The organism is Pseudomonas sp. TE9122, assembly GCF_056278925.1.
Genome location: NZ_JBWBQI010000001.1, coordinates 2373425 through 2396642, shown reverse-complemented (window position 1 = coordinate 2396642; position 23218 = coordinate 2373425). Strand labels below are relative to the sequence as shown.

Here is a 23218-nt window from a genome sequence, read left to right as displayed (position 1 = left end):
TGACACCGTGAAATCCTGTGGGAGCTGGCTTGCCAGCGATAGCGGTGTATCAGGCAATAGAGATACTGCTGATTTGGCCCCATCGCTGGCAAGCCAGCTCCCACAGAGTCCTGTGTACGATCAGACATTTCTGTAAGGAACTGCCACCCCCTCAAACCAGTCGCATGAACAGGCATGGCCCAAATCAGAGGAGTGAACGTGTCCAGCGATCCCAAGCGTCAAGTGGTCGACGCGCCAGTCATTCATCGCCTGCGGGTACTCACGGTCAACACCCACAAGGGCTTCACCGCGCTGAATCGGCGGTTCGTTCTCCCGGAGCTGCGCGAAGCGATGCGCAGTACCTCGGCCGATCTGGTGTTTCTGCAGGAAGTGGTGGGTGAACACGAACGCCATTCGAGTCGCTACAACGACTGGCCGCAGACCTCGCAATACGAATTCCTCGCCGACAGTATGTGGAGCGATTTTGCCTACGGCCGCAACGCCGTTTACCCCGACGGCCACCACGGCAACGCGCTGCTGTCGAAATACCCGATCCGCGAATACCGCAACCTCGACGTGTCGATCACCGGGCCTGAACGGCGCGGCCTGTTGCACTGCATTCTTGATGTGCCCGGGCATGCCGAGGTGCACGCGATCTGTGTGCATTTGAGTCTGCTGGAGAGCCATCGGCAATTGCAGTTGCAGCTGCTTTGCCAGTTGCTTGAATCACTGCCCGACGATGCGCCGGTGATCATTGCCGGTGATTTCAATGACTGGCAGTTGCAGGGCAACGCCGCCCTCGCCCGTCGCGACTATTTGCACGAAGCTTTTGAACGTCATCATGGGCGCCCGGCGAAAACCTATCCGGCGCGTTTCCCGCTGTTGCGCCTGGACCGGATTTACCTGCGCAATGCCAGTAGCCACGATCCAAGGATTCTCGGCAACAAGCCATGGACGCATTTGTCGGATCATCTTCCCTTGGCGGTTGAAGTGCACCTCTAGCTGCATTTTTGACAGCCATCCAATGACAGGTCGTTCCGGCAATAACCGCTCGGAAGGACCTTTCGTCGGCGGCAAAAAACCGTCAGATGCACCCTTCGCAAGCGTTTTTCCATGCAAACAAGCACTTAGTTATGTGCAGAAAAACAAACGCTTGCGGTTGCTGATTTAAGCGCGCCATTCATCGTGCATTTTCTTGACGCGCGAGCATCGCTCTTCTTATCTCTACCTTACTACCCCCGGAATCACTACTGGGGCTGACCTTCCGGCACTCGCGAAATCGAGCAGCCGCGGTTCGCCCCGCTCTATTCGGTCGCCCCTCGTTCGGGGTAGGAGAGACGCCAAACTCGAGATGACGCATGCGCTTGCAAGGTAGACCTCCATGAAAACTTCACTGACCCCACATGAATTGAAAATCACCTTTTGCACAGTGTCAGGTTCGCTGTTGCTGTGCTCGTCCATGGAGGCGCATGCGGAATTTTCGGCGGATGAACGCGCGTGGTATCGCGCCGATGTCCCTGTGATGACCTTGCCAGTGACCGTGATAACGCCCGGACCGCTGCCATTGAGTCAGCAGAGTTCGCGCCTGATCACCGAAGATCTTGCCCCGTCTGCCTGGGACGAGCTGTACGGCAAAAGCGCTCGGCAAGCACAGACCGACGCACTTTCTACCGGTTATGCGCTGGCCGGTGGCGAGTTCAAAGGTCCCGCCGTGCTCACGTTGAAAAGCGGTAACGGGACTACCCAGACCCTTGGTCTCATAGGTGGCGACAATCAGGTCCAGCTGAATTCTACTGGTGCACTGACCCGACGTGCCCTCGCCGACCGCAACACTGACAGTCTCAACCTGCAAGGCCAGAGCCTTGGCGCCTATTACAGCCTGGTCGGCGCGCAGGGCTGGCACGTCGACCTGTCGGCCAGTGGCGGTCGGGTCAGCGGTTTCAGTCGGAGCCCACAAGGCAATCGGCAAGCCACCGAAGGCAACGCGATGACCTTTTCCGTTGAAGGCGGTTATCCGATCGGCTTGAGTGACAACTGGGTGGTCGAACCACAGGCGCAACTGATCAACCAGCGCATCAGCCTCGACGCGCCTTATGCAGGCTCGGGCAACGCCTCGTCGACCGACCTGACCGCGTGGAGTGGCCGTGTCGGTGCGCGATTGAAAGGCAGTTATGACTTGAACGGGTTGCCTGTTGAACCCTACGTGCGCACCAACCTTTGGCACACGGTGTACACCGGCAGCACGGTGACGCTCGATCAGGTCGACAAGATCAGCAGCAGCCGCAAATCATCGACAGTTGAATTGGGTTTGGGTCTGGTGGCGCGGGTCACACCGGCGGTAAGCCTGTACATGAGCGCCGATTACAGCAGCGATGTGGATGACAATGATCTGAACGGCATTATCGGCAGCCTTGGAGTGCGGATGCGTTGGTAATCTGCTGAACGCTGAAGAACCTTGTGGGAGCGAGCCTGCTCGCGAAAGCGGTGCCACCTTCAACATCATCGTTGACTGACATGGCGCCTTCGCGAGCAGGCTCGCTCCCACAGGTGCTAGCCGTGCGGCTTGAGGATCAACACCGCCAATGGTGGCAGGTTCAGTTCCAGCGACAACGACTGACCATGGCTTGGCACTTCTTCGGTCAACGCTCCGCCGCCATTGCCATAGTTGGAGCCGGCATAAATGTCGGCGTCACTGTTGAACAGCTCGGTCCAGCGCCCGGCAAACGGCACGCCGACCCGATACGCCTGGCGCGGTACCGGGGTGAAGTTGGCAACCACCAGCACTGGCGAGCCATCCTTGCTCCAGCGCAACCACGCGTAAACGCTGTTTATCGCATCGTCGCCAATCAACCACTGGAAGCCCTGCGGCGCATCGTCCTGGTCGTGCAGCGCCGGCTCTTCGCGATACAGCCGGTTGAGATCGCCAACCAGTTTCTGCACGCCCTTGTGCTCGGAATACTGCAGCAGGTACCAGTCCAGCTGCTGATCGTGGTTCCACTCGCGCCATTGGCCGAACTCGCAGCCCATGAACAAAAGCTTTTTGCCCGGATGCGTCCACATGAAGCTCAGATAGGCGCGCAGATTGGCAAACTTCTGCCAGCGATCGCCAGGCATCTTGTCGATCAACGAGTGCTTGCCGTGCACCACTTCGTCGTGGGAAATCGGCAGGATGAATCGTTCCGACCAAGCGTAGACCAGACCAAAGCTCAACTCGTTGTGGTGATGGGCGCGGTACACCGGATCCTGCTGGATGTAATGCAGCGAATCGTGCATCCAGCCCATGTTCCATTTGTAGGCAAACCCGAGACCGCCCTGCTGGGTGCTCTGACTGACGCCGGGCCAGGCGGTGGACTCTTCGGCAATCACCAGCGCACCCGGCGCTTCCAGCTCAACCACGTCGTTCAAATGCCGCAGGAAGTCGATGGCCTCCAGGTTCTCCCGACCGCCGTGGCGATTCGGCACCCATTCGCCAGCCTTGCGCGAATAGTCGCGGTACAGCATCGAAGCCACCGCATCGACACGCAGGCCGTCGATATGGAAGTGTTTCAGCCAGTGCAGCGCCGAGGCCAGCATGTAACCGTGCACTTCGGTGCGACCAAGGTTGTAGATCAGCGTGTCCCAATCCTGATGGAAGCCTTCCAGCGGGTTGCCGTATTCGTACAGCGCGGTGCCGTCGAACTGCGCCAAACCATGGGTATCGGTGGGGAAATGCGCCGGCACCCAATCAAGAATCACCCCGATGTCGGCCTGGTGACAGGCGTTGACGAACTCGGCGAACTGATCCGGCGTGCCATAACGCGCACTCGGCGCGAATTGCGAAAGCAACTGATAGCCCCAGGAACCACCAAACGGGTGCTCCATGATCGGCATCAGTTCGATGTGGGTGAAACCCAGCTCTTTGACATATGGAATCAGGCGCTCGGCCAGTTCCGGCCAGGTGTACTGGCGCGCGACCTCGCCGAGATCATCCAGCTCGCACTGCCAGGAACCGGCGTGCAACTCGTAGATCGACAGAGGTTTGGAGCGCTGCTGGCGATCCTGACGGGAACTCATCCAGTCGTGATCCTGCCAGTCGATCTGCAGGGGCGAGGCAACTTTCGAAGCGGTGTCCGGCGGCAGGCTGGTGGCCAGTGCCATCGGGTCGGCCTTGAGCGGCAGAATGCCGTGGGCGCCGAGGATTTCGTACTTATACAACTCCCCCGCTTGCAGACGCGGGATGAACAGTTCCCAGACACCGGACGGATGACGCAGCCGCATCGGGTGGCGACGGCCGTCCCAGACGTTGAAATCGCCGACCACCGAAACACGGCGGGCATTCGGTGCCCACACGGCAAAGCGCACACCGTCCACGCCATCAACGGTCTTCAGCTGCGCACCGAGGCAGGCGCTGAGGTCGCGGTGGTTACCCTCGGCGAACAGATACAAATCCATCTCGCCGAGCAACTGGCCGAAGCTGTACGGGTCTTCGGCAACCTGCTCGCCACCGGCCCAGCGCGTGCGCAACAGGTACGGTCGCGCCTGATCGAAATGGCCGACAAACAGCCCCGGCGTCTCGGTCATCTCCAGCGGGCCAAGCTCTTCGCCGCTGTCCTTGTCCAGCACCGTCACACTCAGCGCACCTGGCAAATAGGCACGGATGAACTGCCCGCCGGCGCCATCGCCGTGCGGGCCGAGAATGGAAAACGGGTCCTGATGTTCAGCGCGCACCAAAGCATCGATGTCGCGCGCCGAGGGTAACAATGCTTCCTTTACCACACCCTGTTCCTTGTTCGAGAAACTCATGACTACTCTCCACCAAGATCGGAAAAGGGTTTAAGCCCTGTCAATAATCCATACAAGCCGTGCAATGGCACGGGCAGCCACGTTGGGCGGTTTTCTGCCTCGTAAGCCACTTCATAAGCGGCTTTTTCCAGGCCGAACAACGCCAGCGCGGCGTCGGCACCCTCGGGATCCTGCCAGGCATGCTCAAGACTAGCTGCTGCCTCGCGGTATGCCTGGACAAATGCCTCGCGTGCCTCACGCAGATAACGCTCGGCGACCCGTTTGCGCGCCGCTTCGGCTTCGACGCTGTTATCAACGTTATGCACATTGATGGTCATCGCCGCTGCGTAATCGAACGAACGCAGTACGCCGCTGACGTCCTTGTACGGGCTGTGTTTACCGCGACGCTCGCTCAATGGCCGCGCCGGTTCGCCCTCGAAGTCGATCAAGTAGGCGTCGCCCTTGATCACCAGCACCTGGCCCAAATGCAAGTCGCCATGCACCCGAATGCGCAAGCCGCCGGTGGCTTTCTTCGCCAGATCCTGCACATGGGCAAGAATGGTTTTCTTCTCGTCGAGCAGACGCTTGACCAGTTTCTGATCCGCCGCATTCAACTCGCCTTGATGCTGTTTGAGCAGTTTCAAGGCGTGTTCGACCTGGGCGGTGACATCCTTGCCCGTCGCGGCCATGTCCTTGCTCGACGACACTTGCGGCGCGAAGTCGGCATTGTCGGTTGGCGCAGCGAGCACCTGATGCATCTCGCCCAGACGCTGACCAAGCATGCCGGCGAAGTCTCTCAGCTCGCCGAGGGCGTTGTAATGCTGCTCCTGCTCGGACATGGCGTCGGCTAGTTCATCGCGCAGCGCCCGTTCGAGGTTGTTCTGCGTCCATTCCCATGCGTCGCCCTGATTGCTCAGATAGCCTTGGGCGATCATCAGCAAGTTGTCTTCGCCTTGCGCGTCGCGGCGAATCACCGAACCAAGCAGTGGAGAGATATTGGCAAACCCGGCCTCGGTCAGGTAAGCGCTCATCTCCAGTTCCGGGTGTACGCCAGAAGCGACTTTGCGTATCAGCTTAAGCACCAGACTGTTGCCGATTACCACTGAACTGTTCGATTGCTCGGCCGACAGGTAGCGCACATCCGACTCGGCGCCGAGGCCGAGTTTTTCCAGATGATCTGTCTGTTCGAAGCGGATTTCGCCTTCGATCGACTCCAGTACGGTGTTGTTCTGCATGCCTTGCAGAACGGCGCGGACGAAGGTTTCCAAGGTGAACGCATCGGTGATCAGGCCGACCTGACGCACACGGCGTACACGCGAAAGCGCCAATTGCTGCGGCAACGGCGGGCCGACATGGTCTTCGCCAATGAAGCCGAACGGCAGCTGATAACGGTTGGTCTGGCCGCCACTGGTGACTTCGATTTCGCTGAGCAGCACTGGGTGCTGGGCGTCACCGAAGCGCACGCCGTAAGCCAGATTAACCTTCTCGATCGCCGCATCCTTGCCGGCAAACCAGCGACGATTCTGCAGCCAGCTCGGCAGGATGCTTTGCTCCAGCGTCGTCCGCGATGGCGCTTCGAGCAGTTCTTCCATGCGCTTTTTCAGCACCAGCGTGGTGAAGTCCGGCAGGCTCTGCGCAGGCTCGACGTGCCAGCTCGGCATCTGGTTTTCTGCCGCCAGTGCAAACCAATAGAAACCGTACGGCGCCAGGGTCAGGAGGAAATTCAACTGACCGATCGGCGGGAACGCGTTACCGCCGAGCATTTCCACCGGCACCATGCCGACATACGCCGACAGGTCCAGCTCCACTGCTTGCGCACTTCGCGAGACGTTGGCCACGCACAGAATGATCTCGTGCTTGCCGTCGGCATCGGTGTATTCGCGGGTGTAAGCCAGCACGCGACGGTTGCTCGGCGAGAGCATTTTCAAGGTGCCACGGCCGAAGGCTTTCGATTGCTTGCGCACCGCGAGCAGACGGCGCGTCCAGTTCAACAGCGAATGCGGGTCGCCGGACTGGGTTTCGACGTTGACCGACTGATAGCCATACTGCGGGTCCATGATCGGCGGCAGTACCAGACTGGCCGGATCGGCGCGGGAGAAACCGCCGTTGCGGTCGATCGACCACTGCATCGGTGTACGCACGCCATCGCGGTCGCCGAGGTAGATGTTGTCGCCCATGCCGATTTCGTCGCCGTAGTACAGGGTCGGCGTGCCGGGCATCGACAGCAGCAGGCTGTTGAGCAGTTCGATGCGGCGACGGTCGCGTTCCATCAACGGTGCGAGACGACGGCGAATACCGAGGTTGATCCGCGCGCGACGGTCAGCCGCGTAGTAGTTCCACAGGTAATCGCGCTCGCGGTCGGTGACCATTTCCAGGGTCAGCTCATCGTGGTTGCGCAGGAAAATTGCCCACTGGCAATTCGCCGGAATTTCCGGGGTCTGCCGGAGAATGTCGGTAATCGGGAAGCGATCTTCCTGCGCGAGCGCCATGTACATGCGCGGCATCAGCGGGAAGTGGAAGGCCATGTGGCATTCGTCGCCATTGACGCCAGCGGCATCGGTATCGCCGAAATACAGCTGGGTGTCTTCCGGCCACTGATTGGCCTCGGCCAGCAGCATGCGATCGGGATAGTTGGCGTCGATCTCGGCACGGATCTGCTTGAGGACGTCGTGGGTCTCGGGCAGGTTTTCGTTGTTGGTGCCGTCGCGCTCGATCAGGTACGGAATCGCGTCGAGGCGCAGGCCGTCGATGCCCATGTCGAGCCAGTAACGCATCACCGACAACACGGCTTTCATCACTTGCGGGTTGTCGAAGTTCAGATCCGGCTGGTGCGAGTAGAAGCGGTGCCAGAAGTATTGGCCGGCGACCGGGTCCCAGGTCCAGTTGGACTTTTCGGTGTCGAGGAAGATGATCCGCGTGCCGTCGTATTTCTGATCGTCATCGGACCACACGTAGAAATCCCGCGCCGCTGAACCCGGCTTGGCTTTACGCGCACGCTGGAACCACGGGTGCTGGTCGGAGGTGTGGTTGATGACCAGCTCGGTGATCACCCGCAGCCCGCGCTTGTGCGCTTCGGCAATGAAGCGCTTGGCGTCGGCCATGGTCCCGTAGTCGCTGTGCACGCCACGATATTCGGCGATGTCGTAGCCGTCGTCGCGGCGTGGCGAGGGATAGAACGGCAGCAGCCAGATGGTGTTGACGCCGAGGTCGGCAATGTAATCGAGTTTGGCGATAAGCCCGGGAAAGTCACCGATCCCGTCATTGTTGGAGTCGAAAAACGATTTGACGTGAACCTGATAGATCACCGCATCCTTGTACCAGAGCGGGTCTTTGATGAAGGCGGCTGCCTTGGGTTTCTTCGCCATGTGGAACTCCTGAAAAATTCTCTGATACACCGAGGGACTCGCAGTGGTGAGCCCCTGTGGCGAGGGGATTTATCCCCGTTCGGCTGCGCAGCAGTCGCAAATTGTTAACGCGGTGCAGCTTGAAAAAAGGGGCCGCTGCGCGCCCCAACGGGGATAAATCCCCTCGCCACGGAGGCGGTGCAAATGTTACGAAGCGGTAATCCGCCAAATCCCGAACGGCTGATACGCCGGATCGATGCGCATAAACTGATACTTGCCGTGCCAGTTCCAGCGATGGCCGTTCATCAAATCTTCGCCATGGGTGGTGGCATCGTCCGGCAGGCCCATTTCCCACAGCGGCAGTTCGAAATTCGCTTCCTGCACGTTATGCGGATCGAGGCTGACTGCGACCAGAATGAAATTGCTGCCATCGGCGCTGCGCTTGCCGAAGAACAGAATATTGTCGTTCCAGGCGTTATAGATTTTCAGGCCCAGATGCGTATGCAGCGCCGGGTTCTGCCGGCGGATGCGGTTGAGCTGAGCGATCTCGGCAATGATGTTGCCCGGCGCGGTGAAGTCGCGGACGCGGATTTCGTATTTCTCCGAATCCAGGTATTCCTCTTTGCCCGGCACCGGTGCCGATTCGCATAACTCGAAGCCGGAATACATGCCCCACAGGCCCGAGCCCATCGTTGCCAAGGCAGCGCGGATGAGGAAACCGGGACGCCCCGACTCATGCAAAAACGCCGGGTTGATGTCCGGGGTATTGACGAAGAAATTCGGCCGGTAGCATTCGCGCCACGGTGACTGATTGAGTTCGGTGAAGTACTCCGCCAGCTCGGCCTTGGTATTGCGCCAGGTGAAATAGGTGTAGCTCTGCGAATAACCGACCTTGCCCAGACGCGCCATCATCGCCGGCGTGGTGAAGGCCTCGGCGAGGAAAATCACTTCCGGATACAGCGTGCGAACGTCGGCGATCAACCATTGCCAGAAGGGCAGCGGTTTGGTGTGCGGGTTGTCAACGCGAAAGATCTTCACACCTTCCTTGACCCAGCCGACGACGATGTCGCGCAACTCGACCCACAGACTCGGAATCGCGTCCGGCGCATAGAAGTCGACGTTGACGATGTCCTGGTATTTCTTCGGCGGGTTTTCGGCGTATTTGATCGTGCCGTCCGGGCGCCAGTTGAACCAGCCCGGATGCTCCTTGAGCCACGGATGGTCCTGGGAGCACTGGATGGCGAAATCGAGAGCGATTTCCAGGCCGTGATCGGCGGCGGCAGCCACCAGCCGGCGGAAATCTTCACGGGTGCCGAGCTGCGAGTGAATCGCCTCGTGGCCGCCCTCTTCGCTACCAATCGCATACGGGCTGCCGGGATCATCCGGGCCAGCAGTCAGGGAATTGTTGCGGCCCTTGCGGTGGGCGCGGCCGATCGGGTGAATCGGCGTGAAGTACAACACGTCGAAGCCCATGTCCTGAATCATCGGCAGACGCGAGTGCACGTCGTTGAAAGTGCCATGACGCTGGGGATCGTCGGTGATAGAGCGCGGAAACAGCTCATACCAACTGGCGAACTCGGCGAGTTCGCGCTCGACGTCCATGGGGAATTCGGCGCTGATGCTGAGGTAGGCGCGGTGATCCGCCTGAGCCATCAACTCTGCACTGCGCGAGTGCAGAAACAGCGCAACCTGCTCGGTTTCGAGCAGGCCGGACAATTCATGGTGCAGCGCGGCAAGCTGCTCGCTGAGCTGACCTTCGCTGCGTTCGGCGGCCTGTTGCACCATCGTGCGGCCTTCCTGCAGCTCCAGGGAAACCGGCACAGCAGCGTTGTGCTTCTTTTCCAGTTCGTACTGGAAGCTGGCGAAATGATCGATCCACGCTTCGATGCAATACAGGTAGCGGCCCTGCTCTTCGGGGCGGAACTGGCCTTGCCAGGTGTTGTTGCCCTGATCGGACATGACCTCGGTCTGCCAGGTTTCCTGGCCTTCTTCGCGCCAGCGGATGCGTACGGCGAGCTTGTCATGGCCGTCGGCAAACACTTTGCTGGTCACCACCACCTCGCGCCCGGCAATCGACTTGACGGCAAACTGGCCGCCGTCGAGGGTCGGCATGGTGTTTTCGATGACGATTCGAGGCAGCAGCAACGCCTGCGACAATGGCATGTGCGGGTTGTAACTCAGCTCTGAAGGTCTTTCAGCAGTCATTGAGCATCTCTCCTTAACGCCCCAAGGACGCTCTTGTGCCGGAACAGTATTCGCGACAAAGCGCCGGCCCTGTCATGAACTCACTTAGGTTCCGAGCAACCGGCGCGGGGAAAAGTTCAGATGAAATTAACAAGACAAACCGGCGGATCGAATTTGCCGTGGCCGGGTCAACTCACTTAAGCACGTCCCACGCCATGTGCCATACGGAGGTCATCAGATGAACATCCCGATCCCGGCGGAAACGCCTGATCCGAACATCGACAAACCCACCCTGCCGGATACCGAGCCGCCACCGGTGCCCGAGCAAGAGCCACCCGGCACCACGCCACCGCCGAAAGAAGAGCCACCGAATACGATGCCGCCAGTGATCGTCTGACCCTGCCCCCCTGATCGTTCCCACGCTCCGCGTGGGGATGCCTCAACGGACGCTCCGCGTTCGGCTCCAGAAGGGACGCGGAGCGTCCCGGGCTGCATTCCCACGCGGAGCGCGGGAACGATCAGGCAACGATCAGGCAACGATCATCAGCCGGCGGGAAGTCAGAGGTGGTCGTTCTTGTCGACATCCTTTTCGAACACTCTCACCACGTAAGGCATCACGCTGAAGATCGCCAGTGCCAGAATGGTACTGAGCAATGCCGTCGCTTCCTTGCCCAGCCCCGCCGCCACGCCGATCGCCGCCGTCATCCATAAGCCCGCCGCCGTGGTCAGGCCTTTGACATGGGCCTCGTCGCCCTGCTGATTTTTCAGAATGGTGCCGGCGCCGAGAAAGCCGATCCCGGCAATCACACCCTGCAAGACCCGACTCATGGCATCGGATTCTGCGCCCGAGGTCTGCGGCACCAACACGAATAGCGCAGCGCCCAACGCCACCAGCATGTGCGTGCGCACGCCCGCTGCCTTGCCTTTATGCTCGCGCTCAAATCCGAGTATCCCGCCGAGAATCGCCGCCATCAGCAGGCGTACGGTGATTCGGGTCATTTGCGAGGCGTCGCCGATGTCGGCAAATTCGGCTTGCATCGTGGCCCACACTTCATCCCACCAGTCTTCCATCGTGCTTCCCTTGTTATTGGCTTGATAAGCGATGGACAACAGCGACCATTAATCGGTTGCGCAGAACGAACTGCGCGCTGCGTTTCCTAACGTGCAGACCTCACTTGAAAGGACTGCCGCCATGACCGTTCGAATCGATGCATCCAACCCCGAGCAGAAAGTGTGTTTTTTCACCGTCGAGCATGGTGAGGAAATCCGTATCTGCGACACGTTGACAGTCGAGACCGATAGCGAAAAAGCCATGTCGTTCGTGGAAATCGAAGGCAAACGCGCCTACATCACCGAAGCAGAAGCCAATGCCCTGACCGTGGCCGGGGCTAAAGACGGGCGCAAGCACGTTAAAGCCGATGACAGTGGTTCGGTGGTTTGATTGACCTCGCTCAATACGCTGCGCAAACATCCGCGATAGGCGTTTGCGCCGCGCCCACCCTGATGCTTCAAGTTGTCGCAGGCATTGCGCCAAACCCCATCTGATCCGCTTTTTATTGCCAAACCTGAGTCTGTTCTGCAAACAGATCGGCGCCCATAGTTCATCGGCCTGATGGAGGCTGATGAGCGAACGAACATGAGCGAGCAAATCCCCGTCCGAACCGTAGAAGCAGCGCCGACGATAAGAAGCGTACCCGCGCGCCCTCTGAAAGCGACTGCCGGATCCACCGACAAGCAGATCCACACCCGCAGTTTCACCGGCCTGTTCCGCAACCTGCGTATGAGCGGTGCCGGGTTTCTGTTCCTGCTGTTCTTCGGCACCGTGTGGCTGAACTGGGGCGGTCGGCAGGCGGTGCTGTGGGATCTGGCGGAAAGCAAATTCCATATCTTTGGCGCGACGTTCTGGCCGCAGGATTTCATTTTGCTCTCGGCGCTGCTGATCATCGCTGCGTTCGGACTCTTCGCCATCACCGTGTTCGCCGGTCGCGTCTGGTGCGGTTACACCTGCCCGCAGAGTTCGTGGACGTGGATCTTCATGTGGTGCGAGAAGATCACCGAAGGCGAACGCAACCAGCGAATCAAGCTGCAAGCGGCGCCGTGGAGCCTGAACAAACTGGCGCGGCGCGCCGCCAAGCACACGTTGTGGCTGGCGATCAGCGTGATGACCGGCCTGACCTTCGTCGGTTACTTCACCCCGATCCGGCCGCTGGCTGAAGATTTGCTGACCCTGCAGATCGGTGGCATCAGTCTGTTCTGGGTGCTGTTCTTCGCCGCCGCCACCTACATCAACGCCGGTTGGCTGCGTGAAGCCGTGTGCATGCACATGTGCCCGTATGCGCGGTTCCAGAGTGTGATGTTCGACAAGGACACGCTGACCATTGCCTACGACGCCGCCCGTGGCGAAAACCGTGGTCCGCGCAAGCGTGATGTGCGCCCGGTCGAAGCCGGCCTGGGTGATTGCATCGACTGCCAGTTATGCGTGCAGGTCTGCCCGACCGGCATCGACATCCGCGATGGTTTGCAAATGGAATGCATCGGCTGCGCAGCGTGCATCGATGCCTGCGATTCGATCATGGACAAAATGCATTACCCGCGCGGCCTGATCCGCTACAGTTCCGAGCGCGAATTGCAGGGCGGCAAAACCCATCTGCTGCGTCCGCGTTTGATTGGCTATACGGCGGTGTTGTTGGTGATGATCGGAGCGTTGGCGCTGGCATTGATCGCGCGGCCGATGGTGTCGCTGGACGTGACCAAGGATCGCGGGTTGTTCCGCGAGAACGCTCAGGGGCAGATCGAGAATATTTATTCGCTGAAAGTGATCAACAAGACTCAGCAGCGACAGGAATACCGGTTGAGTCTGGTTGATGGCGACGGGTTTGAGTTGCAGGGCAAAACGGCATTGAGCCTGGCGCCGGGAGAGATTGTCGATGTGCCGGTGTCGGTGGCGATGACCACCGAGCGGCCGGCGAGCAGTTCGCAGACGTTGAGTTTCAGGATTGAAGACAGTGACGAGCCGCAGGTATACAGCGTGGCGAAGAGCCGGTTTGTGGCGCCGATAAATCGTTGAGAATTTGGCATTGCTGCCCTCACCCCAGCCCTCTCCCGGAGGGAGAGGGAGCCGACCGAGGTGTCTGTCGCTATGCATCGACCTGAAAGACCGAGTCGATTATGGATTCGGCAAAGCACTGTCAGGTCGGCGTATTTCATCAGCATCCCCCAATCAGTCCCCTCTCCCGGAGGGAGAGGGAGCCGACCGAGGTGTCTGTCGCTATGCATCGACCTGAAAGACCGAGTCGATTATGGATTCGGCAAAGCACTGTCAGGTCGGCATATTTCATCAGCATCCCCCAATCAGTCCCCTCTCCCTCTGGGAGAGGGCTAGGGTGAGGGCTCCTTCCCTGACACCCCACAAAATCATGTCCACCAAGGCCCACCGATGAAACGCTACGAAAAATTCGCCGACGACATCGCTGAACTGATCCGCTCCGGCGTCCTCGGCCCCGGCCAGCGGGTGCCGTCGGTGCGCTACGCCAGCCAGACCTACGGCGTCAGCCCGTCCACGGTGTTCCAGGCCTATTACCTGCTCGAACGCCGCGGCCTGATCCGCGCCCGGCCGCGCTCCGGTTACTTCGTCAACGCCCATACGCCGAGCACATTCTCCGAGCCGGTAATCAGCAGCCAGGTCAACGAATCCACTGAAGTCGACGTCAGCGAGTTGGTGTTCTCGGTACTCGATTCGATCAAAGACCCCAACACCGTGCCATTCGGCTCGGCCTTCCCCAGCCCGACGCTGTTCCCGCTGCAACGCCTGTCGCGCTCCCTGGCCAGCGCCGCGCGGGAGATGGACCCGCGCATGGTCGTCACCGATATGTCCCCGGGCAACCCGCAACTGCGCCGGCAGATTGCCCTGCGCTACATGGTCGGCGGGCTGATGTTGCCGATGGAAGAATTGCTCATCACCAACGGCGCGCTCGAAGCGCTGAACCTGTGCCTGCAAGCGGTGACCGAGCCCGGGGATCTGGTGGCCATCGAGGCCCCGGCGTTCTACGCCAGCCTGCAGGTGCTCGAGCGTCTGAAACTCAAAGCTGTGGAGATCCCCGTGCACCCGCGCGATGGCATCGACCTCGGTGTGCTCGCGCAGACTTTGGAACGCCATCCGATCAAGGCCTGCTGGTGCATGACCAGTTTCCAGAATCCGATGGGCGCGACTGTGCCCGAGGCGAAGAAACAGGAACTGGTCGAACTGCTGCGTCAGCATCAGGTGCCGTTGATCGAAGACGACGTCTACGCCGAGCTTTATTACGGGCAACAGGCGCCAAAACCGGCCAAGGCTTTTGATACCGAAGGATTGGTCATGCATTGCGGCTCGTTCGCCAAAAGTCTCGCGCCCGGTTATCGCATCGGCTGGGTGGCGGCCGGGCGTTTTGCGCAGAAAATCGAACGGCTGAAGCTGATGACCTCGCTGTGCGCTTCGATGCCGGCGCAAGCGGCTATCGCCGATTATCTGCAACACGGCGGCTACGATCGGCATCTGCGCAAACTGCGTTATGCCCTGGAAGAACAACAGAGCGCGATGCTCGCGGCGATTGCCCGCTACTTTCCGGCGCAGACCCGGGTCAGCCAACCGGCGGGCGGCTACTTTCTATGGCTGGAATTGCCGGAGCAGATGGATTCGCTGAAGCTGTTTCAGATGGCACTGGCACAAGGCATCAGCATCGCGCCGGGGCCGATCTTCTCGCCGACCCAGCGCTTCAGGAATTGCATTCGGTTGAATTACGGCAGCCCCTGGACCGAGGAATCGGAAAAGGCCATGGAGACGTTGGGGCGGATTGTGCGGTCGTTCTGAGGGATAGATGTTGTCTGGACTGGCCCCTTCGCGAGCAGGCTCGCTCCCACATGGGGTCTGTATTCACAAATCCACTGTGGGAGCGAGCCTGCTCGCGAAGAGGCCGGTTTTAACACTGCAAACCCACCGGTTTACCGCCCACCCCCCAAATCAACAAACGTCCCGGTCGCATACGATGCCTTGTCCGACAGCAACCAGACAATCGCCTCCGCAACTTCATCCGGCCGCCCGCCCCGGGCCATGGGAATCGCCGATTCGAGCTTGCTGACCCGATCCGGGTCGCCGCTCAGCGCATGGAAGTCGGTATAGATGTAGCCCGGACGCACGGCATTGACGCGAATGCCCTCACCCGCGACTTCTTTCGACAGACCGATAGTGAAGGTGTCGAGCGCACCCTTGGATGCGGCGTAATCAACGTACTCGTTCGGCGAACCGAGGCGTGCCGCGACCGAGGAGACGTTGACGATGCTGCCGCCCTGCCCGCCGTGTTTGGGCGACATGCGCAGGATCGCGTGTTTGGCGCAGAGGATCGGCGCCAGCACGTTGGTTTTCATGATTTTGAGGATGCGGAATTCGGACATTTCATCGACTCGCGACTTCTGCCCGACGGTGCCGGCGTTGTTGACCAGCGCGGTAACCCGGCCCAGTTCGGTGTCGACGCGATGAAACATCGCGATCACTTCGTCTTCGATGCTGACATCGGCGCGAACCGCGATGGCCTGCGCGCCCAAGGCTCGAACCTGTTCGAGTACGCTGTGTGCGGCCTGCTCATCCGACTGGTAGTTGATGCAGATCCGGTAGCCCTGTTCGGCTGCCAGCAATGCCGTAGCCGCGCCGATTCCGCGCCCGCCCCCGGTGATGACAATGACTTTATCCATGCTGGCCTTCCCCCACGTGCACACGTAACAGTCGGGGGAAGAATAACTGCCATTCATGGCTTTTGCATGAGTTCTATGGTGTTTGCACAAGCGCCTTCGCGAGCAGGCTCGCTCCCACAAGGGAATGCGATCACCTGTGGGAGCGAGCCTGCTCGCGAAGAACGATGACTCGGTATCTCAGACCACCGCCAGCCGTTGCCCACGCACGATGTCCTGCATGAAGCGCTCCGCCGGCATCGGATGGCCGAGCAGATAGCCCTGCAGCGAATCACAGCCCAGTTTGGTCAGGAAGTCCTGTTGCGCGCCGGTTTCGACACCTTCGGCGACAATCCGCAAATCCAGGGCCTGCCCCAGCGCAACAATCGCCGAGACGATTGCAGCATCATCGCTGTCGTGCTCCAGATCGCGGACGAAACCGCGGTCGATCTTCAGCTCATTGGCCGGCAGGCGCTTGAGGTACATCAGGCTGGAATAACCGGTGCCGAAGTCGTCGATCGACAGGTCGACACCCATGTCCGACAGCTCTTGCAGCACGGTCATGCTCGCATCGGCGTCGCTCATGGCCGTGGTTTCGGTGATTTCCAGAGTCAGGCTGTTGGCCGGCAGGTGATGGGTCGCCAGCGCCTTGGCCACGCTTTGCACCAGCCCGGCATGGCAGAACTGCAAGGCCGAGAGGTTCACGGCGATGCGCCAGTCGGTGTAACCGAGCACGTACCATTCGCGCATCTGCCGGCAGGCTTCGTTGAGCACCCATTCACCCATCGGAATGATCAGCCCGGTTTTCTCCGCCAGATCAATGAACTTGTCCGGCATCAACATGCCGTGCAGCGGATGCTTCCAACGCAGCAGCGCTTCAGCACCGACCGGACGGCCATTGGCGGCGTCGAACTTGGGCTGGTAATGCAGACAGAACTGGTTGTGCTCGATGGCCGCGCGCAGATCCTGTAACAGTTGCAATTGTTTGCGCGCGTTGGTGTTCATCGATGCATCGAAGAAGCTGTAGCCGTTCTTGCCGCCGCCCTTGGCGTGGTACATCGCGGCGTCGGCGTTCATCAGCAGTTCCTGGGCGTTGTCACCGTTGCCCGGGTAGAGGGCAATGCCGACGCTGGCGGAAATCTGCAGATCATGTTCAGCGACGCGGAACGTGCGACCGATCAGGCTGACCTGACGCGCAGCCAGGCTCAAGGCGTCATTGGGCTCGCTCAAACGCACCAGCAGAACGAACTCATCGCCGCCGATTCGCGCAAGAGTGTCCTGGCTGCGCAAGTCTTCACGCAGACGCGCGCCGACCTCGCGCAGCAATTGGTCGCCCATGTGATGGCCGAATGCGTCGTTGACCGGTTTGAAGCCGTCGAGGTCGATGAACATCAAGGCGAAGCAGCCACCCTGCTCTTGCACCTTTTTGATCGCCTGATTGATGCGGTCGTCGAGCAGCATGCGGTTGGGCAGACTGGTCAGCGGATCGTGCAGGGCCAGTTGGGTGAGTTCGCGGTTGGCCACCGTCAGCGAGTGCGCCAGATCAGCCGTGCGCGCTTCGAGGCGGGCGTCGAGGATCGAGGTCAACAACGCAATCGACAGCACCGCCAGCGTGGTCACCACGACCAGACTGTCGAGGCCATTGCCCTTCAAGCCATTGAGCGTCGCGCCGCAGAAACTGCCGTCAGGAAATTGCGCAGCAGCCATGCCGGTGTAATGCATGCCGACAATTGCCACACCCATGATCACCGCCGCACCTGCGCGAATCAGCCGCACATAGGGCGAGTGCTGACGCAGGCGAAAGGCAATCCACAATGCCGCTGCCGAGGCGCCGACGGCGATCAGCAGGGAGGCACTGAACAGGGTCGGGTCGTAATCGATGCCCGGTGTCATGCGCAGCGCGGCCATGCCGGTGTAGTGCATGGCGCTGATGCCCGAACCCATGATCAGCGCACCGAAAGCCAGTTGCGCCAGCGGCAGTTTCGGTTGGCTGACCAGCCACAACGCGAAGCCGCAGGACAGCACCGCGATCAGCAGCGACAGCGCAGTGAGGGCGAAGTCGTAGCCCAGGTCGATCGGCAATTTGAAGGCGAGCATGCCGATGAAATGCATCGACCAGACGCCAACGCCCATCGCCAACGCCCCGCCCGCCGTCCAGAAATGCACGGCCCGGCCTTTAGCCGTGGCAATGCGCCCGGTGAGATCGAGCGCCGTGTAGGAAGCCAGAATGGCCACGCACAACGAAATGAAAACCAGGGTGAAGGAGTAGCTGCCGATGAGCATGGACGTTCTCGTGACAAGCCGAAACCGTACTGCTTCCATTCTCGGTCGGGCAAATGCGGCGATTGTACTGATTGCGCGGAAGAACGCACTGACAAAGTAACCAAATTGCCATCAAGCCGATGAAACGCTTGTTCGATCGTCCTACAAGGCTCTGCGGTGGGCTTTAACCTCACCCTGTGAAAGCGATCTCATGCCAGACAAAAATCCCCGTGGGAGCGAGCCTGCTCGCGAAGGCGTCGGCACAGCCACCATCGTAGTTGCCTGACCCACCGCTTTCGCGAGCAGGCTCGCTCCCACAGGTTCAGCGGTTGTCGCTGACGTCGAGTTGGCCGTCCCAGCCGCCGCCCAGCGCGGCGATCAGTTGCACGCTGGCGATCAGTCGGTTCTGCAGAATATTCAGCACACTGCGTTCGTTGCTCAGCGCCGTGGCTTGCACCACGACCACGTCGATATAGGCAATCAGCCCGGCCTTGTACTGGTTTTCCGTCAGGCGCAGAGAATCGCGGGCAGCATCCAGCGCTTCCTGGCGCACTGCCGCTTCGTCCTCATACACCTTGAGCTGGACCAGGTAGTTTTCCACTTCGCGGAAACCGTCGAGCACGGTCTGGCGGTAGCGCGCGACGGTTTCGTCATAGGCCGCCTCGCTGCGGTCAACCTCGGCCGAACGAATGCCGCCGTCGAACAGCGGCAGAGAAAGCTGCGGGCCGACCGACCAGAAACGGTTCGGCAGGCTGATCAGGTTTTTCGAGGTACTGCTGCTGTAGCCGCCGCTCAGGCTCAGGGTCAGGTCCGGGTAATACGCGGCTTTCGCCACGCCGACATTGGCGTTGGCGGCGATCACAGAGCGCTCTGCCGAAGCGATGTCAGGACGGCGTTCGAGCAATTGCGAAGGCAGGCTCAACGGCACTTGCGGCAGATTCGGGATGTTCTGGCTTTCGGCAATGCTGAAGTTGGCCGGGGCTTCGCCAGTGAGCACGGCAATGGCGTTTTCAAACTGTGCGCGCTGCCAGATCAGGTCGACCAGATCGGCCTGGGTGCTTTTCAACTGGGTTTGCGCCTGCGCCACCGCATCGCGCCCGGAAACCCCGGCGCGGTACTGGTTCTGCGTCATCTTCAGTGATCGCTCGTAAGCGGCAACCGTGGCTTCAAGCAAACGCTTCTGCTGATCGATGACGCGCAGTTGCAGGTAGTTCTGCACCAGCTCCGACTGCTGACTCAGACGCATCGCCGCCAGATCGGCAAAACTCGCCTGGGCGTTGGCCTCATCCGCCTCCAGCCCACGGCGCAGCTTGCCCCAGACATCGGCTTCCCAACTGACGCCCAGTTGCGCGGTGTAGGTATCACGAATACCGCTTGAGGAACTGCTCAGGCTCGAACTGCTGCTGCCGGTGCCCTGACTCGAGCGGTTCTTGCCCAGACTCAGGTCGACACTGGGGTAAAACGCCCCGCGTGCACTGCGCACCAAAGCCTGCGCCTGACGAAACTGCGCTTCGGACTGGGCGACGGTCTGGTTGGAGCTGTTGAGTTTTTCCACCAAGGCGTTGAGCTGCCGATCGCCGTACAACTCCCACCAGGCGCCCCGGGCCAGCGAGTCGCTGGGATTGGCCTGACGCCAGCCTTCGGCTTCCTTGAACTGAGCGATTTCGGCAGTTTGCGGGCGCTGGTAGTCCGGGCCGACTGCGCAAGCGCTGAGCAGCGCCACGCACAGCGACAGGCTCAATAGGCGCGAGCCGCGGACGGTGGCCAATTGAATAAGCGAACGGTCAGTCATAGCGGAGTTTCCAGAGCGGCATCAGTACGCACGCCACGCCATTTGTTGAAGCGATGGCGCAGCTTGTCGAGATAAAGGTAAACCACCGGGGTGGTGTAAAGGGTCAGGACCTGGCTGAACACCAGGCCGCCAATGATGGTCAGGCCCAGCGGCTGGCGCATTTCCGCACCCTCGGCGCGGCCGAGCAGCAACGGCAAGGCGCCGAGGATCGCCGCCAGCGTGGTCATCAGGATCGGCCGCAAGCGTTGCAGACAGGCGCTGCGGATCGACTCCAGCGGCGACAGGCCCTGATGACGCTCCAATTGCAGCGCCAGATCGATCATCAGAATGGCGTTCTTTTTCACCACGCCGATCAGCAGGAATATCCCCAGCAGGGAAATCAGGCTGAACTCGCCCCCCAATGCATAGATCGACAGCAACGCGCCAACCCCGGCCGAGGGCAAAGTCGAGAGAATGGTCAGCGGGTGAATGTAGCTTTCATACAGCACACCGAGCACCAGATACACCGCCAGCAACGCACCGAGGATCATGAACGGCTGGCTCTTCTGCGTCGCGGCGAAGGCGTCAGCGGTGCCGGCCATTTTCGCAATCACATCCTCCGGCAAACCGACCTTGGCGATCGCTCGTTCGATGGCGGCACTCCCCTGCTCCACGGTCACGCCTTCGGCCATATCAAATGAAATGCTTTCGGACGCAAACTGGCCTTCATGGCTGACGCGGTCGTTTTCCAGGCTGTTTTCGTAATGGGCGAACGTCGACAGCGGCACGCGCGCACCGTCAGCGGTAATCACCTCGACCTGCTTGAGCGTCACCGGATCCTGGGCGTATTTCGGATTGACCTCCATCACCACCTGATACTGATTGAGGCTGTCGTAGATCGTCGAAATCTGCCTCTGGCTGTAAGCGTTGTTGAGCACGGCGGTGACCATGTTCATGTCGACCCCCAGGCGCTTGGCCTGATCCCGGTCGACAATCAGTGTCACCTGCTGCGCCCCGGCACCTTCGCGGGCATCGATGGCGGTCAGCTCGGGCAAAGCGCGCAACGCGGTGACCACTTTCGGGAACCACTTGCGCAATTCAGCGAGGTCGCCGCTTTGCAGGATGTAGGTGTATTGCGAACTGGTCTGCTCGCGGCCGCCGCCAAATTGCAGGTCCTGGTCGGCCATCAGCATCAACTGCGCCCCGGGCACCTTGGGCATTTCCTTGCGCAGACGCTCGATGACTTTCTGTGCCGACAGCTGGCGCTCCTTGATCGGTTTCAGGCGCACGATCATGAAGGCGTTGTTGGTGCCGTTGTTACCACCAATGAAGCCGGCCACGCTTTCCACCGCTTCGTCCTTGAGCACGGCGCGGCGGAAGGTTTCCATTTTCGGCTGCATGACGTTGAACGACAGACCGTCGTCGCCACGCACGAAACCGATCAACTGGCCGGTGTCCTGCTGCGGCAGGAAGGTTTTCGGCACCACCACATACAGCGCAATGTTGACGCCAACAGTGAGCAGCAGACTGAACAAGGTCAGACGCCGATGACGCAACACCCAGTCGAGGCTGGTGGCGTATTTGCCGACCATCCAGTCGTTGGTCTTGTGGCTCCAGCGTTGCAGGCGGTTTTCCTGGCCCGGCGTGTGCGGCTTGAGCCAGCGCGCGCAGAGCATTGGCGTCAGCGTCAGGGAAACCACCAGCGACACCACGATCGCCGCCGCCAGGGTGATGGAAAACTCGCGGAACAGGCTTTCAACCAGCCCGCCCATGAACAGGATCGACAGGAACACCGCCACCAGCGAGACGTTCATCGACAGCAGGGTAAAACCGACTTCCTTGGCCCCGAGGTACGCGGCCTGCATCGGTTTGACGCCTTCGTCGATATGCCGGGAAATGTTCTCCAACACTACGATGGCATCGTCCACCACAAGACCTGTGGCGAGAATCAGCGCCATCAGCGACAGGTTGTTCAGCGAGAACCCGTACAGGTACATCACCGCAAAGGTACCGACCAGCGACACCGGCACCGCCAGGGTCGGGATCAGCGAGGCGCGGAAGTTACCCAGAAACAGGTACACCACCAGCACCACCAGGGCGACGGCGATCAGCAAGGTCATCTCGGCTTCGTGCAGCGTCGCCTTGATCACTGGCGAGCGATCCATGGCCAGATTGAGTTTGACGCTGGCCGGCAGCACCGCTTGCAGCGCGGGCAACTGCGCCTTGATCTCGTTGACCGTCTCGATGATGTTAGCGCCGGCCTGACGGTTGATCACCAGCAATACCGCCGCGTCGTCGTTGAAGAAACCGCTGTTGTAACGGTCTTCGACGCCATCGCTGACTTTCGCCACATCCCTGAGACGCAATGCGGCGCCATCGGCGTAGTGAATGATCAGCGACTCGTAATCCTTGGCTTTCTCCAACTGATCGTTGGCCTGGATCTGCCACAAGCGCTCGCCGTCCTCGACCGAACCCTTGGGCCGGCGCACGTTAGCGTCGGCAATGGTCTTGCGTACATCGTCGAGGGCCACGCCGTACTGGTTCAGCGCCTGCGGTTCGAGCTCGATGCGCACCGCCGGCAGCGAACTGCCACCGATCTGTACTTCACCAACGCCCTGCACCTGCGACAGGCTTTGCGAGAGGATGGTCGAAGCCAGGTCGTAGAGCTGGCCTTTTTCCAGCACGTCCGAGGTCAGCGACAGCACCATGATCGGCGCCTGCGACGGATTGACCTTTTTATAGGTCGGCATGCTGCGCATCCCGCTAGGCAGCAGATTGCGCGAGGCGTTGATCGCCGCCTGCACTTCCCGCGCCGCGCCGTTGATGTCGCGGTCGAGGTCAAACTGCAGAATCACCCGCGTCGAACCCTGACTGGAACGGCTGCTCATGGTATTGACGCCGGCAATCGCACCGAACGACCGCTCCAGCGGCGTCGCCACCGTCGAAGCCATCACCTCGGGACTGGCGCCCGGCAGACTGGCCTGGACGACAATCACCGGGAAATCCATCTGCGGCAACGGCGATACCGGCAACAGCCCGAAGCTGACCCCACCGAGCAACATGATTGCCAGGGAGAGCAGCATGGTTGCCACGGGGCGTTTGATGAAAGGGCCGGAGAGGTTCATCGACTCTTGTTCTCCCCGCATACCTCTGTGGGAGCGAGCCTGCTCGCGAATGCGCCCTTACCTTCAACTTTGGCAGTGACTGACCTCCCGCT

General features: G+C 60.5%; 14 protein-coding genes. 6 read left to right on the top strand and 8 right to left on the bottom strand.

What is annotated here, in order from left to right:
• The first annotated feature begins 198 nt into the window (after positions 1–198).
• Both ACZ9BE_RS10895 and ACZ9BE_RS10890 read left to right on the top strand, forming a co-directional pair.
• Positions 199–981 (top strand): endonuclease/exonuclease/phosphatase family protein, encoded by a 783-nt coding sequence (locus ACZ9BE_RS10895; RefSeq protein WP_056786852.1) that lies wholly within the window; start codon positions 199–201, stop codon positions 979–981.
• A 379-nt stretch (positions 982–1360) separates the two neighbouring features.
• Positions 1361–2413: an autotransporter outer membrane beta-barrel domain-containing protein gene (locus ACZ9BE_RS10890; RefSeq protein WP_476249390.1), complete on the top strand. Its 1053-nt coding sequence runs from the start codon at positions 1361–1363 to the stop codon at positions 2411–2413.
• A gap of 116 nt (positions 2414–2529) precedes the next feature.
• On the opposite strand, the gene glgB is transcribed toward ACZ9BE_RS10890, so the two are convergent.
• The 3 genes from glgB to ACZ9BE_RS10875 form a co-directional block, all read right to left on the bottom strand.
• On the bottom strand, positions 2530–4761 hold the full coding sequence (glgB, locus tag ACZ9BE_RS10885) for a 1,4-alpha-glucan branching protein GlgB (RefSeq protein ID WP_457263240.1): 2232 nt from the start codon (positions 4759–4761) through the stop codon (positions 2530–2532).
• Positions 4762–4763: 2 nt separating this feature from the next.
• Positions 4764–8105 (bottom strand): maltose alpha-D-glucosyltransferase, encoded by a 3342-nt coding sequence (gene treS / locus ACZ9BE_RS10880; RefSeq protein ID WP_476249389.1) that lies wholly within the window; start codon positions 8103–8105, stop codon positions 4764–4766.
• Positions 8106–8291: 186 nt separating this feature from the next.
• Positions 8292–10289: an alpha-1,4-glucan--maltose-1-phosphate maltosyltransferase gene (locus ACZ9BE_RS10875; protein ID WP_476249388.1), complete on the bottom strand. Its 1998-nt coding sequence runs from the start codon at positions 10287–10289 to the stop codon at positions 8292–8294.
• A 217-nt stretch (positions 10290–10506) separates the two neighbouring features.
• Between ACZ9BE_RS10875 and ACZ9BE_RS10870 the strand changes: the two genes are divergently transcribed.
• Positions 10507–10665 (top strand): hypothetical protein, encoded by a 159-nt coding sequence (locus ACZ9BE_RS10870; protein WP_167351302.1) that lies wholly within the window; start codon positions 10507–10509, stop codon positions 10663–10665.
• 161 nt (positions 10666–10826) lie between these two features.
• On the opposite strand, the gene ACZ9BE_RS10865 is transcribed toward ACZ9BE_RS10870, so the two are convergent.
• On the bottom strand, positions 10827–11339 hold the full coding sequence (locus tag ACZ9BE_RS10865; protein WP_056785798.1) for an MgtC/SapB family protein: 513 nt from the start codon (positions 11337–11339) through the stop codon (positions 10827–10829).
• A gap of 121 nt (positions 11340–11460) precedes the next feature.
• Here ACZ9BE_RS10865 and ACZ9BE_RS10860 point away from each other — a divergent pair, with 121 nt between their 5' ends.
• The 3 genes from ACZ9BE_RS10860 (at position 11461) to mapR (ending at position 15114) form a co-directional block, all read left to right on the top strand.
• Positions 11461–11709 carry a DUF3203 family protein gene (locus ACZ9BE_RS10860; RefSeq protein WP_252880065.1) on the top strand — a complete coding sequence of 83 codons (249 nt, stop codon included), beginning with the start codon at positions 11461–11463 and terminating at the stop codon, positions 11707–11709.
• 195 nt (positions 11710–11904) lie between these two features.
• A complete protein-coding gene (gene ccoG / locus ACZ9BE_RS10855) occupies positions 11905–13335 on the top strand; it encodes a cytochrome c oxidase accessory protein CcoG (RefSeq protein ID WP_476249387.1) in 1431 nt (476 codons plus the stop codon).
• Between the two features lie 369 nt (positions 13336–13704).
• Entirely contained in the window at positions 13705–15114 is a 1410-nt protein-coding gene (gene mapR, locus ACZ9BE_RS10850) for a GntR family transcriptional regulator MpaR (protein ID WP_041480995.1), read from the top strand.
• A gap of 131 nt (positions 15115–15245) precedes the next feature.
• On the opposite strand, the gene ACZ9BE_RS10845 is transcribed toward mapR, so the two are convergent.
• From ACZ9BE_RS10845 to ACZ9BE_RS10830, 4 genes are all read right to left on the bottom strand, one after another.
• A complete protein-coding gene (locus ACZ9BE_RS10845) occupies positions 15246–15992 on the bottom strand; it encodes an SDR family oxidoreductase (RefSeq protein WP_041480996.1) in 747 nt (248 codons plus the stop codon).
• A gap of 177 nt (positions 15993–16169) precedes the next feature.
• Positions 16170–18251 carry a putative bifunctional diguanylate cyclase/phosphodiesterase gene (locus tag ACZ9BE_RS10840; protein ID WP_150635393.1) on the bottom strand — a complete coding sequence of 694 codons (2082 nt, stop codon included), beginning with the start codon at positions 18249–18251 and terminating at the stop codon, positions 16170–16172.
• Positions 18252–18552: 301 nt separating this feature from the next.
• On the bottom strand, positions 18553–20022 hold the full coding sequence (locus ACZ9BE_RS10835; protein WP_150635394.1) for an efflux transporter outer membrane subunit: 1470 nt from the start codon (positions 20020–20022) through the stop codon (positions 18553–18555).
• Positions 20019–23126: an efflux RND transporter permease subunit gene (locus ACZ9BE_RS10830; protein ID WP_236168882.1), complete on the bottom strand. Its 3108-nt coding sequence runs from the start codon at positions 23124–23126 to the stop codon at positions 20019–20021. Before ACZ9BE_RS10830 ends, ACZ9BE_RS10835 begins: the two co-directional genes overlap by 4 nt.
• Positions 23127–23218 lie beyond the last annotated feature (92 nt).

Bases quoted from the DNA above. Each gene is read 5' to 3' on its own strand.
- glgB (WP_457263240.1), bottom strand. From the start codon at position 4,761: ATGAGTTTCTCGAACAAGGAACAGGGTGTGGTAAAGGAAGCATTGTTA.
- ACZ9BE_RS10840 (WP_150635393.1), bottom strand. From the start codon at position 18,251: ATGCTCATCGGCAGCTACTCCTTCACCCTGGTTTTCATTTCGTTGTGC.
- ACZ9BE_RS10865 (WP_056785798.1), bottom strand. From the start codon at position 11,339: ATGGAAGACTGGTGGGATGAAGTGTGGGCCACGATGCAAGCCGAATTT.
- ACZ9BE_RS10835 (WP_150635394.1), bottom strand. From the start codon at position 20,022: ATGACTGACCGTTCGCTTATTCAATTGGCCACCGTCCGCGGCTCGCGC.
- ACZ9BE_RS10830 (WP_236168882.1), bottom strand. From the start codon at position 23,126: ATGAACCTCTCCGGCCCTTTCATCAAACGCCCCGTGGCAACCATGCTG.
- treS (WP_476249389.1), bottom strand. From the start codon at position 8,105: ATGGCGAAGAAACCCAAGGCAGCCGCCTTCATCAAAGACCCGCTCTGG.
- ACZ9BE_RS10875 (WP_476249388.1), bottom strand. From the start codon at position 10,289: ATGACTGCTGAAAGACCTTCAGAGCTGAGTTACAACCCGCACATGCCA.
- ACZ9BE_RS10870 (WP_167351302.1), top strand. From the start codon at position 10,507: ATGAACATCCCGATCCCGGCGGAAACGCCTGATCCGAACATCGACAAA.
- ccoG (WP_476249387.1), top strand. From the start codon at position 11,905: ATGAGCGAGCAAATCCCCGTCCGAACCGTAGAAGCAGCGCCGACGATA.
- mapR (WP_041480995.1), top strand. From the start codon at position 13,705: ATGAAACGCTACGAAAAATTCGCCGACGACATCGCTGAACTGATCCGC.
- ACZ9BE_RS10890 (WP_476249390.1), top strand. From the start codon at position 1,361: ATGAAAACTTCACTGACCCCACATGAATTGAAAATCACCTTTTGCACA.
- ACZ9BE_RS10860 (WP_252880065.1), top strand. From the start codon at position 11,461: ATGACCGTTCGAATCGATGCATCCAACCCCGAGCAGAAAGTGTGTTTT.
- ACZ9BE_RS10845 (WP_041480996.1), bottom strand. From the start codon at position 15,992: ATGGATAAAGTCATTGTCATCACCGGGGGCGGGCGCGGAATCGGCGCG.